The sequence below is a fragment of the Streptomyces sp. NPDC033216 genome (assembly GCF_055577115.1).
Genome location: NZ_JBVIQK010000004.1, coordinates 180,890 through 199,210, shown reverse-complemented (window position 1 = coordinate 199,210; position 18,321 = coordinate 180,890). Strand labels below are relative to the sequence as shown.

At 71.4% G+C, this 18,321-nt stretch carries 20 protein-coding genes; 12 read left to right on the top strand and 8 right to left on the bottom strand.

The features are described from left to right. Nucleotides 1-257: 257 nt before the first annotated feature. Entirely contained in the window at nucleotides 258-1,712 is a 1,455-nt protein-coding gene (locus tag ACZ5Y0_RS10350; RefSeq protein ID WP_469128208.1) for an MFS transporter, read from the bottom strand. Between the two features lie 36 nt (nucleotides 1,713-1,748). Next, nucleotides 1,749-2,150 carry a DUF3291 domain-containing protein gene (locus tag ACZ5Y0_RS10345; protein ID WP_469128207.1) on the bottom strand — a complete coding sequence of 134 codons (402 nt, stop codon included), beginning with the start codon at nucleotides 2,148-2,150 and terminating at the stop codon, nucleotides 1,749-1,751. A gap of 122 nt (nucleotides 2,151-2,272) precedes the next feature. On the opposite strand from ACZ5Y0_RS10345, the gene ACZ5Y0_RS10340 reads away from it, so the two are divergent. The 3 genes from ACZ5Y0_RS10340 (at nucleotide 2,273) to ACZ5Y0_RS10330 (ending at nucleotide 3,761) form a co-directional block, all read left to right on the top strand. Further along, nucleotides 2,273-2,890, top strand: coding sequence for a MerR family transcriptional regulator (locus ACZ5Y0_RS10340; protein WP_469128206.1), 618 nt, complete (start codon nucleotides 2,273-2,275; stop codon nucleotides 2,888-2,890). 128 nt (nucleotides 2,891-3,018) lie between these two features. Beyond that, the gene (locus ACZ5Y0_RS10335) at nucleotides 3,019-3,411 is read left to right on the top strand and encodes an SseB family protein (protein ID WP_469128205.1); all 393 of its coding nucleotides are present in this window, start codon (nucleotides 3,019-3,021) and stop codon (nucleotides 3,409-3,411) included. Between the two features lie 140 nt (nucleotides 3,412-3,551). After that, nucleotides 3,552-3,761 (top strand): hypothetical protein, encoded by a 210-nt coding sequence (locus ACZ5Y0_RS10330; protein ID WP_469128204.1) that lies wholly within the window; start codon nucleotides 3,552-3,554, stop codon nucleotides 3,759-3,761. Here the strand turns inward: ACZ5Y0_RS10330 and ACZ5Y0_RS10325 are convergent. The 6 genes from ACZ5Y0_RS10325 to ACZ5Y0_RS10300 all read right to left on the bottom strand — a co-directional run bounded on the left by ACZ5Y0_RS10325 (nucleotide 3,758) and on the right by ACZ5Y0_RS10300 (nucleotide 9,256). Beyond that, nucleotides 3,758-4,156, bottom strand: coding sequence for a MarR family winged helix-turn-helix transcriptional regulator (locus ACZ5Y0_RS10325; protein WP_469128203.1), 399 nt, complete (start codon nucleotides 4,154-4,156; stop codon nucleotides 3,758-3,760). The genes ACZ5Y0_RS10330 and ACZ5Y0_RS10325 overlap by 4 nt on opposite strands. Nucleotides 4,157-4,250: 94 nt before the next feature. After that, complete coding sequence (locus ACZ5Y0_RS10320; protein WP_469128202.1) at nucleotides 4,251-4,604, bottom strand: VOC family protein; 354 nt, start codon at nucleotides 4,602-4,604, stop codon at nucleotides 4,251-4,253. Between the two features lie 422 nt (nucleotides 4,605-5,026). Then, nucleotides 5,027-6,058 carry a LacI family DNA-binding transcriptional regulator gene (locus ACZ5Y0_RS10315; protein WP_469128201.1) on the bottom strand — a complete coding sequence of 344 codons (1,032 nt, stop codon included), beginning with the start codon at nucleotides 6,056-6,058 and terminating at the stop codon, nucleotides 5,027-5,029. Further along, a complete protein-coding gene (locus tag ACZ5Y0_RS10310) occupies nucleotides 6,055-6,960 on the bottom strand; it encodes a carbohydrate ABC transporter permease (protein WP_469128200.1) in 906 nt (301 codons plus the stop codon). The genes ACZ5Y0_RS10315 and ACZ5Y0_RS10310 overlap by 4 nt, the downstream gene beginning before the upstream one ends. Next, entirely contained in the window at nucleotides 6,957-7,931 is a 975-nt protein-coding gene (locus ACZ5Y0_RS10305) for a carbohydrate ABC transporter permease (protein WP_469128199.1), read from the bottom strand. Before ACZ5Y0_RS10305 ends, ACZ5Y0_RS10310 begins: the two co-directional genes overlap by 4 nt. Then, complete coding sequence (locus tag ACZ5Y0_RS10300; protein WP_469128198.1) at nucleotides 7,928-9,256, bottom strand: ABC transporter substrate-binding protein; 1,329 nt, start codon at nucleotides 9,254-9,256, stop codon at nucleotides 7,928-7,930. Before ACZ5Y0_RS10300 ends, ACZ5Y0_RS10305 begins: the two co-directional genes overlap by 4 nt. Nucleotides 9,257-9,484: 228 nt before the next feature. Between ACZ5Y0_RS10300 and ACZ5Y0_RS10295 the strand changes: the two genes are divergently transcribed. The 9 genes from ACZ5Y0_RS10295 to ACZ5Y0_RS10255 all read left to right on the top strand — a co-directional run bounded on the left by ACZ5Y0_RS10295 (nucleotide 9,485) and on the right by ACZ5Y0_RS10255 (nucleotide 18,006). Beyond that, nucleotides 9,485-11,506: a beta-galactosidase gene (locus ACZ5Y0_RS10295; protein WP_469128197.1), complete on the top strand. Its 2,022-nt coding sequence runs from the start codon at nucleotides 9,485-9,487 to the stop codon at nucleotides 11,504-11,506. A 104-nt stretch (nucleotides 11,507-11,610) separates the two neighbouring features. Then, complete coding sequence (locus ACZ5Y0_RS10290; protein ID WP_469128196.1) at nucleotides 11,611-13,170, top strand: glycoside hydrolase family 53 protein; 1,560 nt, start codon at nucleotides 11,611-11,613, stop codon at nucleotides 13,168-13,170. A 216-nt stretch (nucleotides 13,171-13,386) separates the two neighbouring features. Then, nucleotides 13,387-13,674 (top strand): ArsR family transcriptional regulator, encoded by a 288-nt coding sequence (locus tag ACZ5Y0_RS10285; protein WP_469128195.1) that lies wholly within the window; start codon nucleotides 13,387-13,389, stop codon nucleotides 13,672-13,674. A 132-nt stretch (nucleotides 13,675-13,806) separates the two neighbouring features. Beyond that, on the top strand, nucleotides 13,807-14,262 hold the full coding sequence (gene crcB, locus ACZ5Y0_RS10280) for a fluoride efflux transporter CrcB (RefSeq protein ID WP_469128194.1): 456 nt from the start codon (nucleotides 13,807-13,809) through the stop codon (nucleotides 14,260-14,262). Then, on the top strand, nucleotides 14,259-14,639 hold the full coding sequence (locus tag ACZ5Y0_RS10275; RefSeq protein WP_469128193.1) for a DUF190 domain-containing protein: 381 nt from the start codon (nucleotides 14,259-14,261) through the stop codon (nucleotides 14,637-14,639). Before crcB (ACZ5Y0_RS10280) ends, ACZ5Y0_RS10275 begins: the two co-directional genes overlap by 4 nt. Continuing rightward, nucleotides 14,636-15,010, top strand: coding sequence for a fluoride efflux transporter CrcB (gene crcB, locus ACZ5Y0_RS10270; RefSeq protein ID WP_469128192.1), 375 nt, complete (start codon nucleotides 14,636-14,638; stop codon nucleotides 15,008-15,010). Before ACZ5Y0_RS10275 ends, crcB (ACZ5Y0_RS10270) begins: the two co-directional genes overlap by 4 nt. 69 nt (nucleotides 15,011-15,079) lie before the next feature. Further along, a complete protein-coding gene (locus tag ACZ5Y0_RS10265; protein WP_469128191.1) occupies nucleotides 15,080-15,916 on the top strand; it encodes an undecaprenyl-diphosphate phosphatase in 837 nt (278 codons plus the stop codon). Nucleotides 15,917-16,068: 152 nt separating this feature from the next. Next, on the top strand, nucleotides 16,069-16,800 hold the full coding sequence (locus ACZ5Y0_RS10260; RefSeq protein ID WP_469128190.1) for a FadR/GntR family transcriptional regulator: 732 nt from the start codon (nucleotides 16,069-16,071) through the stop codon (nucleotides 16,798-16,800). Between the two features lie 189 nt (nucleotides 16,801-16,989). Then, a complete protein-coding gene (locus tag ACZ5Y0_RS10255; RefSeq protein ID WP_469128189.1) occupies nucleotides 16,990-18,006 on the top strand; it encodes an asparaginase in 1,017 nt (338 codons plus the stop codon). The last annotated feature ends 315 nt before the right edge of the window (nucleotides 18,007-18,321 follow it).

Here is an 18,321-nt window from a genome sequence, read left to right as displayed (position 1 = left end):
GTCGCCCCGCGGGCCGCACGCGCCCCGGGACCTGCGCCTGCCTGGGGGGACCGAGAAGGCCGACGCGCGGGAACGCGGGCGCCGGCATCCACGGCGTGGCCCCCTCCCGGGGACCTGCTCCCCGCGTTCCGTCGCCCGCCCCTGCGGGGTCTTCGAGGGTCGGCCGCTACGGACGGCGACGGGGGCCGAGGCGGATGCGGGCGGCGAAGTCCAGGGGCTGGGCGTACGGCGAGCCGGCGGTCGAGCCTGACGCGCCCTCACGCCTCTTCGGCGGCTCCGGCCCTGGCCTCGGCGCGCGGCCGACGCGGGATCCCCAGGGCGCACAGCGCCCCCAGGAACACCACGGCGACACCGACCCACACCGCCGGGCGCAGCCCGTCGACGAACTCCTGCGGCTCCCGCATGCCGCCTTGCGCCACGAACACCGTGCTCAGTACGGCGATGCCGAGCGCGCCGCCGATCTCGCGGACCGTGGTGTTGGCTCCGGACGCCTTGCCCGCGTGCTCCGCCGGGACCGATCCGAGGACGACCGCGGCCGTGGGCGCGAACACGAAGCCCATGCCGACGCCGGCCACGACCATCGGCGCGACCAGGGCGGAGTAGGCGGTGTCGATGCCGGTCAGGAGGTTGCTCCAGCCCAGACCGACGCCTTGGAGGAACAGTCCGAGGGCCATCAGCCGGCCGCCGCCGACCTTGTCGATGAGCAGCCCGGCCACGGGGGCGACGAACATCGGCATGAGGGTCCAGGGCAGGGTGCGCACCCCGGCCTCCAGCGGGGTGCGCGGCGGCACGATCTGGAGGTACTGGGCCAGCAGGAACAGAGAGCCGAAGACGCCGAAGTACATCGCCGCCGAGACGAGGTTGGTGAGGGTGAACGCGCGCACCCGGTAGAAGGACAGCGGCAGCATCGGCTGCGGAACGCGGGCCTCCCAGGCCACGAAGGCGGCCAACAGCGCCAGGCCGGCCGCGAACGCGCCCAGCACCGTGGCCGAGGTCCAGCCGTCCGGCTCGCCGTGCACGATCGCCCACACCACGGCGCACAGCCCGGCCGCCGCGAGGACCATGCCGACCAGGTCGAGGCGGGCGGCGGGCAGGGAACTCTCCCGCAGGGCGAACAGCACGAGCGGAATCGCGATCAGGCACACCGGCACGTTGATCCAGAAGATCCACCGCCAGTCCAGTCCCTCGACCACCGCGCCACCCACCACCGGGCCCATCGCGACGGCGAGTCCGCTCACGCCGGACCACACCCCCAGAGCCATGCCCCGCAGCCGCTCGGGCACCGCCTGGGACAGCAGGGTCAGCGACAGCGGCATCACAGCCGCCGCGCCGAGACCCTGGACCGCGCGGAAGGCGATCAGCTGGGCGCTGGTGTCGGCCAGGCCGCAGCCGACGGAGGCGAGGGTGAACAGGGCGATGCCGACCACGAAGACCATGCGCCGCCCGAACCGGTCACCGAGCGCGGCGCCCGTCATGAGCAGGCAGGCGAAGCTGAGGACGTAGGCGTTGACGAACCACTGGAGTTCCTGGGTGTCGGCCCGCAGGTCGACGGCCAGGGTGTGCAGCGCCGTGGACACGACGAGGTTGTCGAGCGCGACCATGAACATGGGCACGCTGGCGGCGACGACGGTGAGCCACAGCGGCACGCGCCGTCGCTCTCCGGCGGGGGCGGCGACGGGGGGTCCGTCGAGGACGGGCTGGGGGACGGGCATGGTCGGGCTCTCTCCTCGGGAGGTCGGGACGGGTTCTCAGGCGCCTGCGCGTTCCTGCTCGGCGAGCCGGCGGCGGGCATCGGCCCAGTCGAGGGGCAGCCCGGCGGCCGGGACCTGCCAGAACGTGAACGCCGAGCTCTTGGTCGTGGAGCGCAGCCCGGTCATGATCGACCGGTGCGGTTCGGTCCTCGCGTACCGGTACAAGGCCTCCTCGCTCTCCCAGGCCGACAGGGTCCAGAAGGTGCGCTCGAGGGGCTGGGCGACGAGCGAGGCGCCGTACGCGCCCGGCGCTCGGGTGACCTGTTTCCAGGCGCTGAGGGACTTGAGGAAGAAGCGCGGCACGTCCTTGAGGGAGCGGACCTCGAAGCGGGAGACCATGACGAAGGCCTCGGCGTCCGGGGCGGGCTCGTCGACCGTCGTCCAGGGCAGGGTGGGCATGGCTGTGCCCTTCTGTGAGAGAGGCAGGACGAAGGAGAGGGATCCACGGCAGATCGATTGGATACCTTCACTATCCATGTTAGACAGTGAAGGTATCCAATTTCCAGAGCGGAGCCGTCCCGATGCGCATTTCCGAGCTGAGCCGCCGCAGTGGCGTCTCCGTGACGACGATCAAGTACTACCTCCGCGAGGGTCTCCTGGGCCCCGGCCGGCAGACGTCGGCGACCCAGGCCGAGTACGACGACCGGCACCTGCGCCGACTGCGCCTGATCCGCGCGCTGACCGGCGTACGAGGGCTGTCCGTCACCACCACCCGTGAGGTGCTGGACGCCCTGGCGGCGCGCACCGACGACATCCACTGCCTGCTCGGCCTCACCCTGGGCTCCGTCTCCCTGCCCGGCCCCTCCTCCGAACCGGACCCGGCGGCCGGTGAGGTGGACGCGCTCGTCGACGAGCTGGGCTGGCGCGTGCACGAGTCGGCGCCCGCTCGCGCCACCCTCGCCGAGGCCCTGACCTCGCTGCATTCGCTCGGTGTCCCCGTGGACCGGCGGACACTGCTGCCCTACGCCCTCCTCGCCGAACGGATCGCCGCCTTGGACCTCGATCAACTGGACGGCCTCACCGACCCGTGGGAGGCGGCCGAGCGAGCCCTGCTGCTGACCGTCCTCCTGGAGCCCGCTCTGATGGCCCTGCGCCGCATGGCCCAGGAGAACGAGTCGGCCCGGCGCCACGCGCCGTAGCGGCGTAGGTCCGGGGCGTGTGCGGACGGCGGACGACGAGGGGCGGGTGGCCGAAAACCCGATTGTCCGTCTTCGGAGCGGGTACGCGAGGCCGAACCCGTCAACCACCACAACCCTGGGGAGCTGCCATGGAGACGCCCGCCCACGACCCCACCGCCGCCACGAGGGCGCTGGACGCGCTGGCCAGGGACACCGGGGACACGGCCGCACTGGACACCCTCGCGCACTGCGAGGTCCTGGTGCCCGTGCCCGAGGACGCCACCGACGAGGACGTGACCAACCCCAGCATGCTGGCGCTGCCCGTCCTGGAGCAGCCGGGAACAGTGCCCGTCGTCCCCGTGTTCACCTCCGAACCCGAGATGGTCGATCTGCTTCCCGGGGTCGACCGTTACCGCGTCGTACCCCTCGGAGCACTCGCCCACCAGTGGCCGGAGGGCGACCTCTCGCTCTCCATCGACGCCGCCGGCGACCACCCGCTGACACTCACCTCGGAGGGGGTGCGCACGCTGCTGGCCCGGTAGTCATCGGGCACCCGCTTCCGTTCCGCGGCAACCGACAGGCCCACCCGCTGCCGGTCGGGCCACTGTGCCGCACCCGCGGCCGCTGCGACGCGATCTCCCCGCGCTCGAGGAACGAGCGTGGTCTTCGGTCATGGGGGGCCATGAGACCTACCCGCACCGCATTCGTCGTGGCCGTGGGCACGGCCCGGTTCCTGGAGACCGGACTCCGGCTCGCGCGGGCCGAGGGCGACCGCGTGGCCATCTTCAGGATCCTCGCCCGAGCGGACACCGGTGCCGCCCTGCGCGCCGCGACGGAGCGGGCGTGGAAGTGGGCAACAAGAGGTGAGACCGGCCAGTGCGAGGTGGTCTAGAGCGGCGCGTCGCTCAGTGTCCGGGCCAGCACCTCGCGCTGGAGCGGCAGCACCTCCTGGTGCAGGTCGCGGCCCTTTCGGGTGAGGGCGACCCATACTCCGCGCCGGTCCTCCGCGCAGACGGAACGCTCCACGAGACCGTCCTTCTCCAGCCGCGCTATGAGGCGGGAGAGAGCGCTCTGACTGAGGTGGACGCGCCCGACGAGGTTCTGGACCCGGCACTGGTCACCCGGCCGGGGTGCCTCGGTGGCGAGGATGTCGAGTACCTCGAAGTCGCTCGCGCCGAGGCCGTGCGGATGCAGCACGCGGTCGATCTCGCACGTGGTGCGCGCGTGCACCGAGAGAATGCCCCGCCACCGGTCCTCGAGGTCCGTTCCGGCCGTCTTCGCTGCCATACCTGCACGGTAACACCGATTTCCCTTTTATTTACCGTGCAACTAGTGCGGGTGCAACGGAAGCCCCTGGCCGGAACGGCAGGCGGACGGGGGCTCAGGAGCCGGCCGGGTCCTGAGTCAGGCCGACGAGGTTTCCGTCGGCGTCCTTCACGAAGGCGATCAGCTTGCCGCCGCCGACGTCCTGCACGTCCTGGAGCACGTCGGCCCCCGCCTCCACCAGAGCCGCCAGCCGGGCCCGGATGTCACTGACGTGCCAGTACGGCACCGGGCCGGTCATGCCCCTCGCGTGCCCGTTCGGGTCGAGCCCGACGTCCTGCCCGGCGGCCTTGAAGCCGACGTAGTAGCTCTCGTCGGCGTACGGCTCGACCTCGAGCAGCGCCCGGAACAGGGCCTTCGCCCGGTCGAGGTCCTTGACGGGGTAGATGATGGTCTGGAGACCGGCGGTCATGACGCACTCCTCGCTGACAGGGGGACCGACGGATGCCGTCGGAGGGTCCACGCTAGGCGCGGGCCGGGCCGGGCGCTTCTCCGATCCTGACCGTTCGGCGACGCGCGATCACCGGCGCGGGCACCCCGGACGTCCTCACGCCCGCCCGCGGTGGGCCCACCCGGCCGGGTCCGGCGAGGTGCGCGCACCACGTGAGCGCGCCGACGGCCGGACCGCCGGGCACCGCTCCGCGCGGCAGTGCCTTCGCTGCCTGAAGCAGTACCGCCCACCGCGCCGTGACGAGCCGGTGGCTCCGGACGGGTGACGTCGAGACCGCCCCCTCGCCGCACGGGACCCCGCGGGCTCCCGCGCTCAGGACCCCGCGAGCCTCCGCCCCGCCGGTCTGCACCGGTCCTCGCCCCTGCCCCCGCCCCGCCCGGTCGTCACGTCGACTCGCGTTTGACCAGTTCCGTCGGAAGGATCACCGCGGCCGGTTCATCGCCGCCGATCTGGGCCAGGAGGACGCGGACCATCTCGCTGCTGATCCGGTCCCACGGCTGGCGGATCGTGGTGAGCGCCGGACTGGCGGACGTGGCCGCGGGGGAGTCGTCGAAGCCGCCGACGGCGACGTCCTCCGGCACCCGGCGGCCCGCCTGCCGCAGGGCGGTGAGCACGCCCTGTGCCATCAGGTCGGAGGCGACGAACACCGCGTCCAGGTCGGGGACCCGCGCCAGCAGCCGCTCGGCGCCCGCCTCACCGCTGGCCCGGCTGTAGTCCCCGGACACGATCAGCCGCTCGTCCGCCTCGATGCCCGCCTCGGCGAGCACCTCCTTGTAACCGGCGAGCCGCTCCACGCCACCGGGGGTGTCCAGCGGGCCGGTGACCACGCCGACCCGGCGGCGGCCCTGGGCGAGCAGATGGCGCACCATGTCCCGCGCGCCGTCCCGGTCGTCGGCGGCGACGTAGCTCACCTTCGAACCGATCCCGATCGGTTTGCCGCAGGCGACGAGCGGCACGCCGGCCTCGCGCAGCTCGGTCGCGATCGGGTCTCCCGAGTGGCTGGACACCAGCAGCACCCCGTCGACGTGGCCGGCGGTGATGTACCGCGTGATGCGCCGCCGTTCGTCCTCGGTACCGGCCAGCATCAGCAGCAGCGGCACGTCGTGCGCGGCCAGCGCCTGCGTGCAACCCCGCAGCAGCACGTTGAAGTTGGGGTCCTCGAAGAACCGCTCCTGAGGCTCCGTCAGCAGGAAGCCGACGGAGTCGGAACGGCCCGTGATCAGGGAGCGGGCGTGCCGGTTCACGACGTAACCCGTCCTGCGGATGGCGGCGTCGACCGCCTCCTGGGCGGCCGGGCTGACGTAGTGGCCGCCGTTGAGCACGCGCGAGACGGTCCCCCGTGAGACTCCCGCCTCACGCGCCACGTCGTGGATCGTCGGCGGCTTGCGCCTGCCCCCGGTGTTGCTCATGGTCATGACTTTACGGCTCCGGACAGCAGGTCGAGGCTCCAGAACCGCTGAATGACCAGGAACAGGGCCACCAGCGGGAGCACGGCGAGGAACGCGCCGGTGATCACCAGCGTGTACAGCGCCGGGGTGTTGGCGCCCTGCTCCAGCAGCGTGAACAGACCGAGCGTGATCGGGAACTTCTCGTCGTCGCTGAGCATGATGTACGGCAGCAGGAAGTTGTTCCACACGGCGACGAACTGGAACAGGAACACCGTCACCATGCCGGGGATCATCATCGGCAACGCGATCCGGGTGAAGATCCGCCACTCGCCGGCCCCGTCCATGCGGCCGGCCTCCACCACGTCGCCCGGCACGGCGGCGGCCGCGTAGACGCGCGAGAGGTAGACGCCGTAGGGGGAGAGGATCTGCGGCAGCAGCACGGACCAGTAGGAGTCCGTGAGATCGGCCTCGGCCAGCAGCAGGTACTGGGGGACGGCCAGGATGATCGGCGGCATCAGCACGCCCGCCAGCAACACGTTGAAGATCGTCTCGCGGCCGCGGAAGCGGTACGTCGCGAGCGCGTAGCCGCTGAACGCGGACACGCACGTCGACAGCAGGGCGCCGAGGCCGGCGTAGAGGGCGGAGTTGCCCATCCACTTCCAGTAGACGCCGTCGCGGTAGGCGTTCAGGTCCTTGAGGTTGTCCGCCAGGCCGCTGCCGGGCAGGAACGTGAAGGTGGAGAACAGTTCGCTGCCCGACTTGGTGGACGCGATCACCACCCACGCCACCGGCAGCAGGCAGTACAGCGCCCCCAGCAGCAGCGTGATCGTCGGGACCAGGGCGATGCGGCGGCGCAGCGGCGGACGGGTGTGGCCGGCACCCGTGGCGCCGGCCGCCGGCGTGGCCTTGCGGACGGCGAGAGAACTCACTGGGCTGCCCCCTGCTTGTGACGACGGTTCGCGGCCCGCAGGAAGCCGAAGGACAGCAGCAGCGTGGCGATGGCGATGATCACGGCCTGGGCGGCCGCCGAGTGGATGTCACCGGTGCCGAACGCGTCCCGGTACACCTTCATCAGCGGACTCCACGTCGTGGACACGGAGTTGGTGAGCGGTTTGAGGGTGGTCGGCTCGTTGAACACCTGGAGCGTCGCGATGATCGAGAAGAAGAAGGTCAGCACCAGTGAGGGCGCCACCATGGGGATCTTGATCCTGACCGCGATCTGCAGCGGGGTGGCGCCGTCCAGCCTGGCCGCCTCGTACACCTCGGCAGGGATGGCCTGGAGCGAGGTATAGATGACGATCATGTTGAAGCCGGTGCCGCCCCACACCGCGATGTTCGACAGGGCGAGGTAGAGCGGGCCGCCGTCCAGCAGGTCCGGCTGCGGCAGGCCCAGCCGGTCGAGCACGAAGTAGAAGGGGCTGACGTCCGGCAGGTACAGGAAACCCCACAGCAGCGCCGCCACGACACCGGGGATGGCGTACGGCAGGAAGATCGCGAGGCGGGTCAACGGGGCGAGCCGCACCTTGTCGGAGTCGAGCATCAGCGCGAACACCAGGGCGAGGCCGAGCATCACCGGGACGACGATGCAGCCGTAGCCGAGGACGCGCAGGGTGCCGTCGAGCAGCTCGCTGTCGGTGAAGGCGGCGGTGTAGTTCTCCAGGCCGGCCCAGACCTCCTGGCGGGCGCCGGAGCCCAGGCCGAGGCCGGACACCTTCACCTTGCGGAAGCTCAGCCAGAGCGCGTAGCCGATGGGCAGCGCGAAGAACAGGGCGAAGAGGACCGTGGCGGGAAGGAGGAAGAAGTAGGGGGCGCTTCGCGCTCGTTCGACGGTGGTGATGGGGGACTGGTGGGCGTGCGGGGCCCCCTTGACCCCGTACGGCTTCCGGAGCGTGCTGGTCACTCGGAGACCTCGAAGCCCTGCTTCTTCATGTCGGCGACCGTGTCCGCCTGCATCTTGTCCAGGGCGGCGGAGAAGTCCGACTTGTTCTTCGCGGCGGCGCCGAAGGCGTCCTTGAAGGTCGTGTAGGCGACGTTCACGTTGGGGCCCCAGGCCGAGGGCGCCGTGGTCTTCGCGATCTTGGCGGCGGTGGTGTAGAAGTCCGCCTGGTTCGAGAAGTACTCCGGCGGGTTGATGAAGGCACCGCTGAGCTGGGCGGAGGTGGAGGCCGGGTAGACGCCGCTCTCCTTGGCCAGCGCGTTGAGCGCGTCACCGTCGGTGTTCAGCCAGGCGGCGAACTTCGCGGCGGCGTCCTTGTTCCTGGAGTCCGTCGTCACGGCGGTGGAGGACCCGCCCCAGCTGCCCGTGACGTCGTCGGTCTGCGACCACTGGGGGAGCGGGGCCATGGCCCACTTGCCCTTGGTGTCCGGGGCGGCGGTGGTCAGGGTGCCCGGCGCCCACACGGCGCTGACCCAGGCGATCTGCTTGCCGGTGTTGAGCGCCTTGTTCCAGGCCGGGGTGTACATCGGCTGGTTGTCGACGGCGCCCTCCTCGACGAGGCCGCCCCAGAAGTCGGCGACCTTCTTGGTCGCCTCGTCGTCGATGCCGACCCGCCACTTGTCGCCCGAGGTGGTCCACCACTTGGCGCCGGCCTGCTGGGCGAGGCCCGCGAAGAGACCGGAGTCGTTGGCCGAGAAGGTGGTCAGGTCCGTCTCGGGGGACTTCTTCTTCAGCGCGCGGGCGGTCTCCGCGAACTGCTCCCAGGTGGTGGGGACGGTCAGGCCGTACTTCTCGAACAGGTCCTCGCGGTAGTAGAACATCATCGGGCCGATGTCCTGCGGCACCGCGTAGACCGCGTCCGTGCCCAGCGTCGTCTGCTGCCAGACGCCGTCGGCGAACTTGCTCTTCGCGTCGCCGACGTTCTTCGATATGTCCGCCAGCGCGTCATTGCTGACGAGCGTCGGCAGCGCCTGGTACTCGGCCTGGACCAGGTCGGGGGCCTTGCCCGCCTTGTGCGCGGTAAGGATCTTGGTGACCAGGGTGTCGCCGGACGCCTGCTTCTTCACCGTGACCGTGATCCGGTCCTTCTTGCCCGGCCCCTTGTTCCACAGGTCCACGACCTTGTCCATGCCGGGCGTCCACGTCCAGTACGTGAGCGAGACCGGCCCCGACTGGGCCTCGCTGTCGTCGTCGGACGAACCGCATGCGGCGAGGGCGGTGGCGCCGAGCGAGACGGCGACGGCGGAGGCCGCGACCTTGAACAGCCGCCGGCGCTGGGTGTTGGGCATGGGTTTCTCCCCTGACCTGGGTTCTCGCCTGCTGCGAGAACCTGCCATGCATCACATGAACCGGTGTCCTCGCCCGTCGCGAGACCCTGCCATGCTTCTGTGAGCGTTCACAGTAGAGAAACATCCCGGACACTTGTCAATGGTTGTTGCTGTGCGGTTATGTTGGCCTCGGACCACCGAGAACGTGTGTGCACGTTCCCAAATGATCGATAAAACGGGAGAAGATCCATGCCGGAGACCACCCCCAAGGGCCTCACCGGGCTCGCCTTCGGTGGGGACTACAACCCCGAGCAGTGGCCGGAAAGCGTCTGGCAGGAGGACGTCCGGCTGATGCGCGAGGCCGGCGTCACCATGGTGAGTGTCGGGATCTTCTCCTGGGCACTCCTGGAACCAGCCCCCGGCGTCCACGACTTCGGCTGGCTGGACCGGATCATCGGCCTGCTGCACGAGAACGGCATCCGCGTCGACCTGGCCACGCCCACCGCGGCCCCGCCCGCCTGGTTCTACCGCGAACACCCCGAGGCCCTGCCCGTCACGGCGGACGGCGTCCGGTACGAGTTCGGCTCCCGCGCGGCGATCTGCCACAGCAACGCCCACTACCGCGCGGCCGCGGCGGACATCGTCACGCGGCTCGCCGAGCGGTACGGCGATCACCCGGCGCTCGCGATGTGGCACGTGCACAACGAGTACGGCGTCCCCGTCTCGGCCTGCTACTGCGAGTCCTGCGCCACCCACTTCCGCCGCTGGCTGGAGACGACGTACGGCACGGTCGACGCGGTGAACGAGGCCTGGGGCACGGCCTTCTGGGGTCAGCGCTACGGGGCCTTCGGCGACATCAACCCGCCGCGCACCACCCCGACCGTCGGCAACCCCGGCCAGGCACTCGACTACCGGCGCTTCGCCGACGCCACCATGCGCGAGAACTTCCGCATGGAGCGCGACATCCTGCACCGTCTGGCGCCCGGCGTCCCGGTCACCACGAACTTCATGACCGCGCTCAGCCAGTGCGACTCGGTCGACTACTGGGCCTGGGGCCGCGAGGTCGACATCGTCACCAACGACCACTACCTGATCACCGACGGCCGCCGCACCCACGTCAACCTGGCGATGGCCGCCGACCTCACCCGCTCCGTCGCCGGCGGCGCCCCCTGGATCCTCCTGGAACACTCCACCTCCGGCGTCAACTGGCAGCCGCGCAACCCGGCCAAGGCCCCCGGCCAGATGGCCCGCAACTCCCTCGGACACGTGGCCCGCGGCTCCGAGGGGGCCATGTTCTTCCAGTGGCGGCAGTCCCGGCGCGGCGCCGAGAAGTTCCACTCCGCGATGGTCCCGCACGGGGGCACCGGCACACGCGTGTGGCGGGAGGTCGTCGAACTCGGCGCCTCCCTCGACTCCCTGAACCCGATCCGGGGCACCCGCACGGAGGCCGACGTCGCCGTCCTGTGGGACTGGCACTCCTGGTGGGCGCAGACCCTCGCCTGGCGCCCCAGTGAGGACCACGACCCGCGCGAGCGCGCCGACGCCTTCTACGAGGCCCTCTACGACCGCCACCTCACCGTCGACTTCGCCCACCCCGAGGCCGACCTCGCGGCGTACCCGCTGGTCGTGGTGCCCGCGCTGTACCTCATGACGGAGGCGGCGGGGAACAACCTGAGGGAGTACGTCGAGAACGGCGGCACGCTCGTCGTGTCGTACTTCTCCGGCATCGTCGACGCGCACGACGCCGTCCACGACGGTGCCTATCCGGGCGCGCTGCGAGACGTCCTCGGCCTCAGCGTCGAGGAGTTCTCGCCGCTGCTCCAGGGCGAGCACGTGCGGATCGCCGGTCCGGACGGCTCGGAGCTGAGCGGCGACGTGTGGACCGAGTTCGTCGAGCCACGCGGCGCCGAGACCGTCTGGACGTACGCCGACGGCCTCACCGCCGGCCGCCCGGCCGTCACCCGGCACCGCCTCGGGGAGGGCACCGCCTGGTACGTCTCCACCCGGCTCGGCGCCGAGGGCCTGGACGCCCTGCTGGGCCGGGCGGCCGCCGACGCGCGCGTCGCCCCGCGTGCCGACCTGCCCCGCGACGTCGAGGTCGTGCGCCGCTCCGGCGAGACGGGCAGCTACCTGTTCGCCATCAACCACACCGCCGCCGACGCCAAGGTGCCGCTGGAGGTGTCCGGCGCCGAGCTGCTGACGGGCGAACGCGCCGCCGGCCGCCTCGTGGTCCCGGCGGGAGCCGTGCGGGTCGTACGACTCGACGGCTGAGCCGATCTCCTCCTCCGCCCGCGGAGCCGCGAGCCGCGGGCGGAGGGGGTTCCCCATTCCGAGGGAGACCCACCCCCATCACGTCGAAGGGACGACGGACGAAGATGTTCCATCCCAGACGCACTCTCAGAGCCCTGCTGCTGCCGCTCACCGCGGGGCTCGCGCTCACCGCCCTGCCCGCGCAGACCGCACAGGCGGCCGCCACGCTCACCAACGCCGGCTTCGAGGCCGACGGCGCCGGGGCGGCCGTCCCCAGCGGCTGGTCCGAGTACGGCGACACGGGCGCCTCGTTCACCGAGTCCGGCGGGCACGGCGGCAGTCACCGCCTGTCCCACTGGGCGTCCACCGCCTACAAGGTGGAGACGTACCAGTACCTGTCGGGGCTGACCAACGGCAGCTACAGGCTCACCGCACGGGTGCGCTCCGGCGGCGGTCAGAAGTCGGCCTACCTGGCGCTGAAGAACTGCGGCGGCGCCGAACAGCGCACCGACCTGCCCGTCTCGGCGAGCGGATGGCTCCGTGTCGTCGTCCCGGTCGACGTGACGAACAACCAGTGCACCGTCAGCGTCAACAGTGACGCGAACGCGGGCAACTGGATCAACGTCGACGACCTGACCTTCACGTCCGGCACGAGCGGACTGTCGATCAAGGGTGCCGACATCTCGTCCCTCGCCAAGAGCGAGGCCAAGGGCGGTGTCTACAAGACCGCTTCGGGCACCACCGGCGACCCCGTGACCATCCTGAAGAACGCCGGCATGAACTACGCGCGCCTGAAGGTGTGGGTCGACCCCGCCGACGGCTACAACAACAAGGCGCGTGTGCTGGCCACCGCCAAGCGGGTCAAGGCCGCCGGCCAGAAGCTCCTGGTCGACTTCCACTACTCGGACACCTGGGCCGACCCGGGCGCCCAGACCAAGCCGAGCGCCTGGGCGGGCCACTCGTACAGCCGGCTCCAGACGGACGTGTACAACCACACGTACGACGTGCTGAACGCCCTCAAGGCCCAGGGCACCACCGCCGACATGGTCCAGGTGGGCAACGAGATCAACGGCGGCATGCTGTGGAGCGAGGGTTCCACCGACAACTGGGGCCGGCTCGCCGGCCTGCTCAACTCCGGCTACGACGCCGTCAAGGCGGTCAACTCGTCCACCCCGGTCGCCCTGCACCTCGCCAAGGGCGGTGACCTGACCGGCACCCGCTGGTGGTTCGACAGCGCGGTCGCGGGCGGCGTGAAGTTCGACGCCATCGGCCTGTCCTTCTACGGCTACTGGCACGGCACCCTCGCCGACTTCCAGACCACACTGGACGACGCGGCCTCCCGCTACGGCAAGCCGGTCTTCGTCGCCGAGACGGCCTACCCGTTCCGCCTCGACAGCGACGACTCGTTCGAGAACATCATCGATGTGCCGAGCGAACTGGTTGCCGGTTACCCGGCGACCGCGGCCGGACAGCTGGCGTGGATGAACGCGGTGGCCAACATCGTGGAGGCCGTCCCGAACGGCCGCGGTCTCGGCGTCTTCTACTGGGAGGCGACCTGGACCGCCGTGAACGGCAACGGCTGGGACCCGACCGACGCCGGCTCCGGCAACGGCTGGGAGAACCAGGCCCTGTTCGGCTACGACGACCGGGCGCTGTCCTCGATGGCGTGGTTCAGCCACCGCTGACTCGTGTTCACCTGACCTCGTGACAGTGGGGTCCCGGCCGCGACCCGGCGGCCGGGCCTCGCTCGGTCCCGCTCGTTCTCGCATCAACTTCCGTACTCGGTAAGGCGGTTGCATCCCGGCCAAGGGTCGGGGAGTGAGGGACACGGCGGCCTCGGCTGCGAAACAGTGGGAGGACGCGGTACGAGGGGCCTCGACCGAGGGACGGAGGGGACGAGCATGCTGAGGACTCCCGTGAACGAACGGCGTCTGCACATCATGGAGTGGCTGAAGGAACCGGCGCGGCACTTCCCGCCGCAGCGGCGTACGGACCTCGTCGAGGACGGCGTCACCGCGGACAGCGTTGCGGCGAAGCTGGGCGTGCACCGCAGGGTGGCGGGCGCCCACCTGGCCCTCCTGGCCGACCTGGGCCTCCTGCGCGCCAAGCGGATCCGGCTCCGCACCTACTATCGGCGCGACGAGATGCGCATCGCCGAGGTGGCCCGCATGTTCGAGAAGGGATGGTGAGGACGGCGCGCGGACGGCCCACCGCCCGGCGTTCCGCCCCCGGCGCCGAATGATCCGGAGTTACCCTGTTCACCAGCCGTGATCACCGCGAGAGCCGGGGCGATCAGGGGGCGAGGCAGGAGACGTACGACGATGACAGCCCCGCAGACCGACAGCCTCGGCGGCAGAACCCGGCGCGGGTCCGCAGCGGCGGGGCAGCTGCCGGTGGTCGCCGTGGTCGCCGTCGGCGGCGGGCTGGGCGCCGCCGCCCGCTACGGGGCCTCGCTGTGGTGGCCCTCGGCGGCCGACGGGTTCCCCTGGACGACGTTCTGCGTCAACGTCGTCGGCTGCGCCGTGATCGGTGTGTTCCTGGTGCTGATCACCGAGGCGCTGACCGTGCACCGGCTCGTGCGCCCCTTCTTCGGCACCGGCGTGCTCGGCGGCTTCACCACCTTCTCGACCTACGCCGTCGACCTTCAGCGCCTGTTCGACGCCGGGCATCTCCGTACCGCGTCGGCCTACCTGGCCGCGACCCCGCTCGCGGCGCTCGCGGCGGTGTGGGTCGCGGCCACCGCGACCCGTCGCGTCCTGACCCGGAGGCAGCGATGACGAGGCTCACCGGCAGTGCCCTGCGCGTGACCGTCCTCGTCGGCGAGAACGACACCTGGCACCACAAGCCCCTGTACACCGAGATAGTGCACCGCGCCCATAGGGCGGGCCTGGCGGGGGCCAGTGTCTTCCGCGGCGTCGAGGGTTTCGGCGCCTCCTCGCTGATCCACACCTCGCGGCTGCTCTCCCTGAGCGAGGACCTCCCGGTCGCCGTCGTGATCGTCGACACGGAGGAACGCGTGCGGGCCTTCCTGCCGCAGCTCGACGAGCTGGTCACCGAGGGGCTCGTCATCCTCGATCCGTGCGAGGTCATCAGGTACGTCGGTCGCGACGGGAGCCGGGGCGAACCGGACACGAAGGGTAAGAGGTCGTTGTGAACTGGCTGCTGGTCGTCGCCGGCGGCATGGTCGGCGCGCCCCTGCGGTATCTGACCGACCGCGCGGTGCAGGCCCGGCACGCCTCCGTCTTCCCCTGGGGCACCTTCGTCGTCAACGTCGTCGGCTGCGCGGTCCTCGGCCTGGTGACCGGCGCGGCCACCGCCGGAGTCGCCGACCCCCACCTGCGGCTTCTCCTCGGCACCGGCTTCTGCGGGGCCCTGACCACCTACTCCACCTTCTCGTACGAGACCCTGCGCCTGACGGAGACCGGAGCGGGACCGCACGCCGTGGCGAATGTGGTCGCCGGCGTCGCGGCGGGCGTCGGGGCCGCCTTCGCGGGGGTGTGGATCGCGCAGGTGGTGTGGTCATGACCGGGGGACACACCTCCGGCTGGTAGGACTGGGCACCGCACCGTCGACCCACCCGCAGAACTGGATCCCATGAGCGCCATCTCCGTCGGCCAGGCCGTCGTCCTCGGAGCCGTCGAGGGAGTGACCGAGTTCCTCCCTGTCTCCTCCACCGGACATCTGAAGATCACCGAGGGCCTGATGGGCATCCCGGTCGACGACGACGCGGTCGTCGGGTTCTCCGCCGTCATCCAGGTCGGCGCGATCGCCGCGGTACTCGTGTACTTCCGCAAGGACATCGTGCGGATCGTCTCCGCCTGGTTCCGCGGTCTCGGCGACAAGGGCGAACGCCACCACCACGACTACCGGTTCGCGTGGTGGGTGATCTGCGCGACGATCCCGATCGTCGTCGTCGGGCTGGCCGCCAAACCGCTCATCGAAGGCCCACTGGCCTCGCTCTGGGTGGTCGCGGGTTCGCTCATCGCCGGCAGCGGTGTGATGTGGGCGGCCGACCGGACGGGCCGCCACAAGCGGGGCGAGGACGACACCTCGTTCAAGGACGCCATGCTGGTCGGCAGCTCCCAGATCCTCGCGCTGATCTTCCCCGGCTTCTCCCGTTCCGGCGCAACCATGTCGACCGCGCTGATGCTCGACCTGGACCGGGTCGCCGCCACCCGCCTGTCCTTCTTCCTCGGCATCCCGGCCCTCACCGGCGCCGGCCTGTACGAGCTGAAGGACGCCCTGGGCGCCGGGTCCGGGGCGGCGCCGCTGGTCGTCGGCACGGCAGTGTCCTTCGCGGTCGCCTACGCCTCCATCGCCTGGCTGCTGAAGTTCGTCGCCAGGCACTCCTTCAACGCGTTCGTCATCTACCGGATCGTCGTGGGCGTGCTGCTGTTCGGCCTGCTGGCGGCGGGCGTCCTGGACAGCTGACCCGAGGGCGGCGGGAGTCCTCCACCGCTGCCGCCCGGGAGGCGACCGGCGCTCGGCGGAGGCCGGAATCCGCCTTTCACGACGAGTGCTCGCTGAATCCCTCCTTTCACCCGCCTTGACAGGGGCCTCGAGCCACCCGGAGTATCACTCCCGTGAACCTGTCAGACAGCCAGACAGGTGGCCGGGCGCCCCGTCGCATCAGCGCGATGGAAGCGGTGCTCGCCCACCTCCGCGACGCCATCGAGCGCGGTCAGTACGCCATCGGGGACAAGCTCCCCTCCGAGGCCGAACTGTGCCGCACCCTGGAGGTCTCCCGGCCTGTCCTGCGGGAGGCGCTGCGCGCCCTCCAGACCATGGGCCTGACGGTCTCCCGCACCGGCAAGGGCACCTTCGTCGTCGCCAACACCGTCGAGGACCCCACCTTCGGCGACTACGCGGCCAGCGATCTGCTCGAGGTGCGCCGCCACATCGAGATCCCCGTCGCCGGGTACGCGGCGACGCGTCGTACCCCGGAGAACCTGGACCACCTGGCCCACCTCCTGGACCGGATGGAACGGGAGACCGACACCACCGCCTGGGTCGCGATGGACACCCTCTTCCACCTCGCCGTCGCCGAGGCCGCCCAGAACCCGGTCTTCCGCCGGGTCATCGAGGAGATCCGCGACGCACTGGCGCGTCAGTCGGCGTTCCTCAACGAACTGGGCGGACGGCGCGAGCAGTCCAACCGCGAACACCGGGCCATCGTCGAGGCGCTGGTCGAGGGTTCCGAGTCCGACGCGGTGGCGGCCATGAGCCACCACCTCGACCGGGTCGAGACGACCCTCACCGACATCGTGCGCCCCCCGCGCACGGACCCCAGTGCGGAAGGCGGACCCGAGCGGTGAGCGAACGGCACCTCGAGGACGAGACGCGTCCCCCCGCCCGTCACGTCGACGCCCCGGACACGGGCTGCAACAGGTCTCCGAAGCGCAGGCACGGGCACGCCATCGGCGTCCGTCGTGCGCGCACCTCGCCCGACGCCGACGCGTGAACCCGCCGTCGGTCCCCACCCCCTCACCAGTGATCAGGCAGTGATGTACAGCAGTGTCCTCGCCGACGCCCCCGCGATCCGCGAACCCCTCCACGTCCCCGTCGCCCACCTCGTTCGAGGCGGGGTGACCGAGGGCGTCCACTACGGCTCCGTCGTCGTCCTCGGCCCGGACGCCGAGATCGACCTCCAGCTCGGCGACATCGAGGTCGCCTTCCACCCGCGCTCCGCGCTCAAGCCCGTGCAGGCCGTCGCCATGGTGCGCGCCGGGCTCCCGCTCGACGGCGAGCTGCTCTCGCTCGCCGCCGCCAGCCACTCCGGCGAGGAGCGTCACCTCGCAGGGACCCGGCGGATCCTCGAACTGGCCGGCGTCACCGAGGACGACCTGCGCAACGTCACGGACCTGCCGTACGACCCGGTCGTCCGCGACACCTGGATACGCGAGGGCCGCCTGCCCTCCCGCCTCGCCCAGAACTGTTCCGGCAAGCACGCGGCCATGCTGTACACCTGCAAGCTCAACGGCTGGTCCCTCGACGACTACCTCGACCCCGGGCACCCGCTCCAGCAGGCGATCGCCGAGATCGTCGAGGACCTCACCGGGCAGCGGATCGCCCGGGTCACCGTCGACGGGTGCGGCGCGCCGCTGTTCTCCGTCTCCCTCAACGGTCTGGCGCGTGCCGCCGCGCGCATCACCACCGCCGCGCCCGGCACCCCGGAGGCCAGGGTCGCGGACGCCATGCGCGAGCACGCCGAGATGGCCTCCGGCTCCGGCAGGGACGTCGCCGCCCTGATGCGGGCCGTCCCCGGTCTGCTCGCCAAGGACGGCTTCGAGGGCGTCGAGGTCGCCGCACTCCCCGACGGCCGTGCCGTGGCCGTCAAGATCTCCGACGGTGCGAACCGGGCCCGCGTACCCGTCACCGCGGCCGCCCTCGTCCGCGCCGGCGTGGACCCCGCCCGCCTGACGCCCTTCGGGGGCGAACTCCTCCTCGGCGGTGGCGAACCCGTCGGCAGTGTCCGCACGGTGGGCGCCCTGGACCCGGTCACCCAGCCGGCCCGCGCCTGACACGCGATGCGGGGACCCGGGGTGCGGCGGCCGTCGAGGCCGGGTACCGGTTCTGCCCCTACGCCGGGGTCGTGCGGGCGGGATGTCCGCATGCCGCTCGCCGGGTCGGCCGCCCCGTTCCCCGTCCGCGTCCCCGTTCGCGCCACGGCTGTACGACAGTCCGTCCCGTGCCGACCGGCTCGGACGGCCGGGGCGGGTCGGCCGTCGAGGGCCCGCCCGCGGCCGCCCATCGGTTCCGTCCGCCGACGGCCCACCCCGCCCGGCCGGAGCGAAACCCCCGTCGCGGGCCGACGACGACCGGCCCGCCGGTCCGCG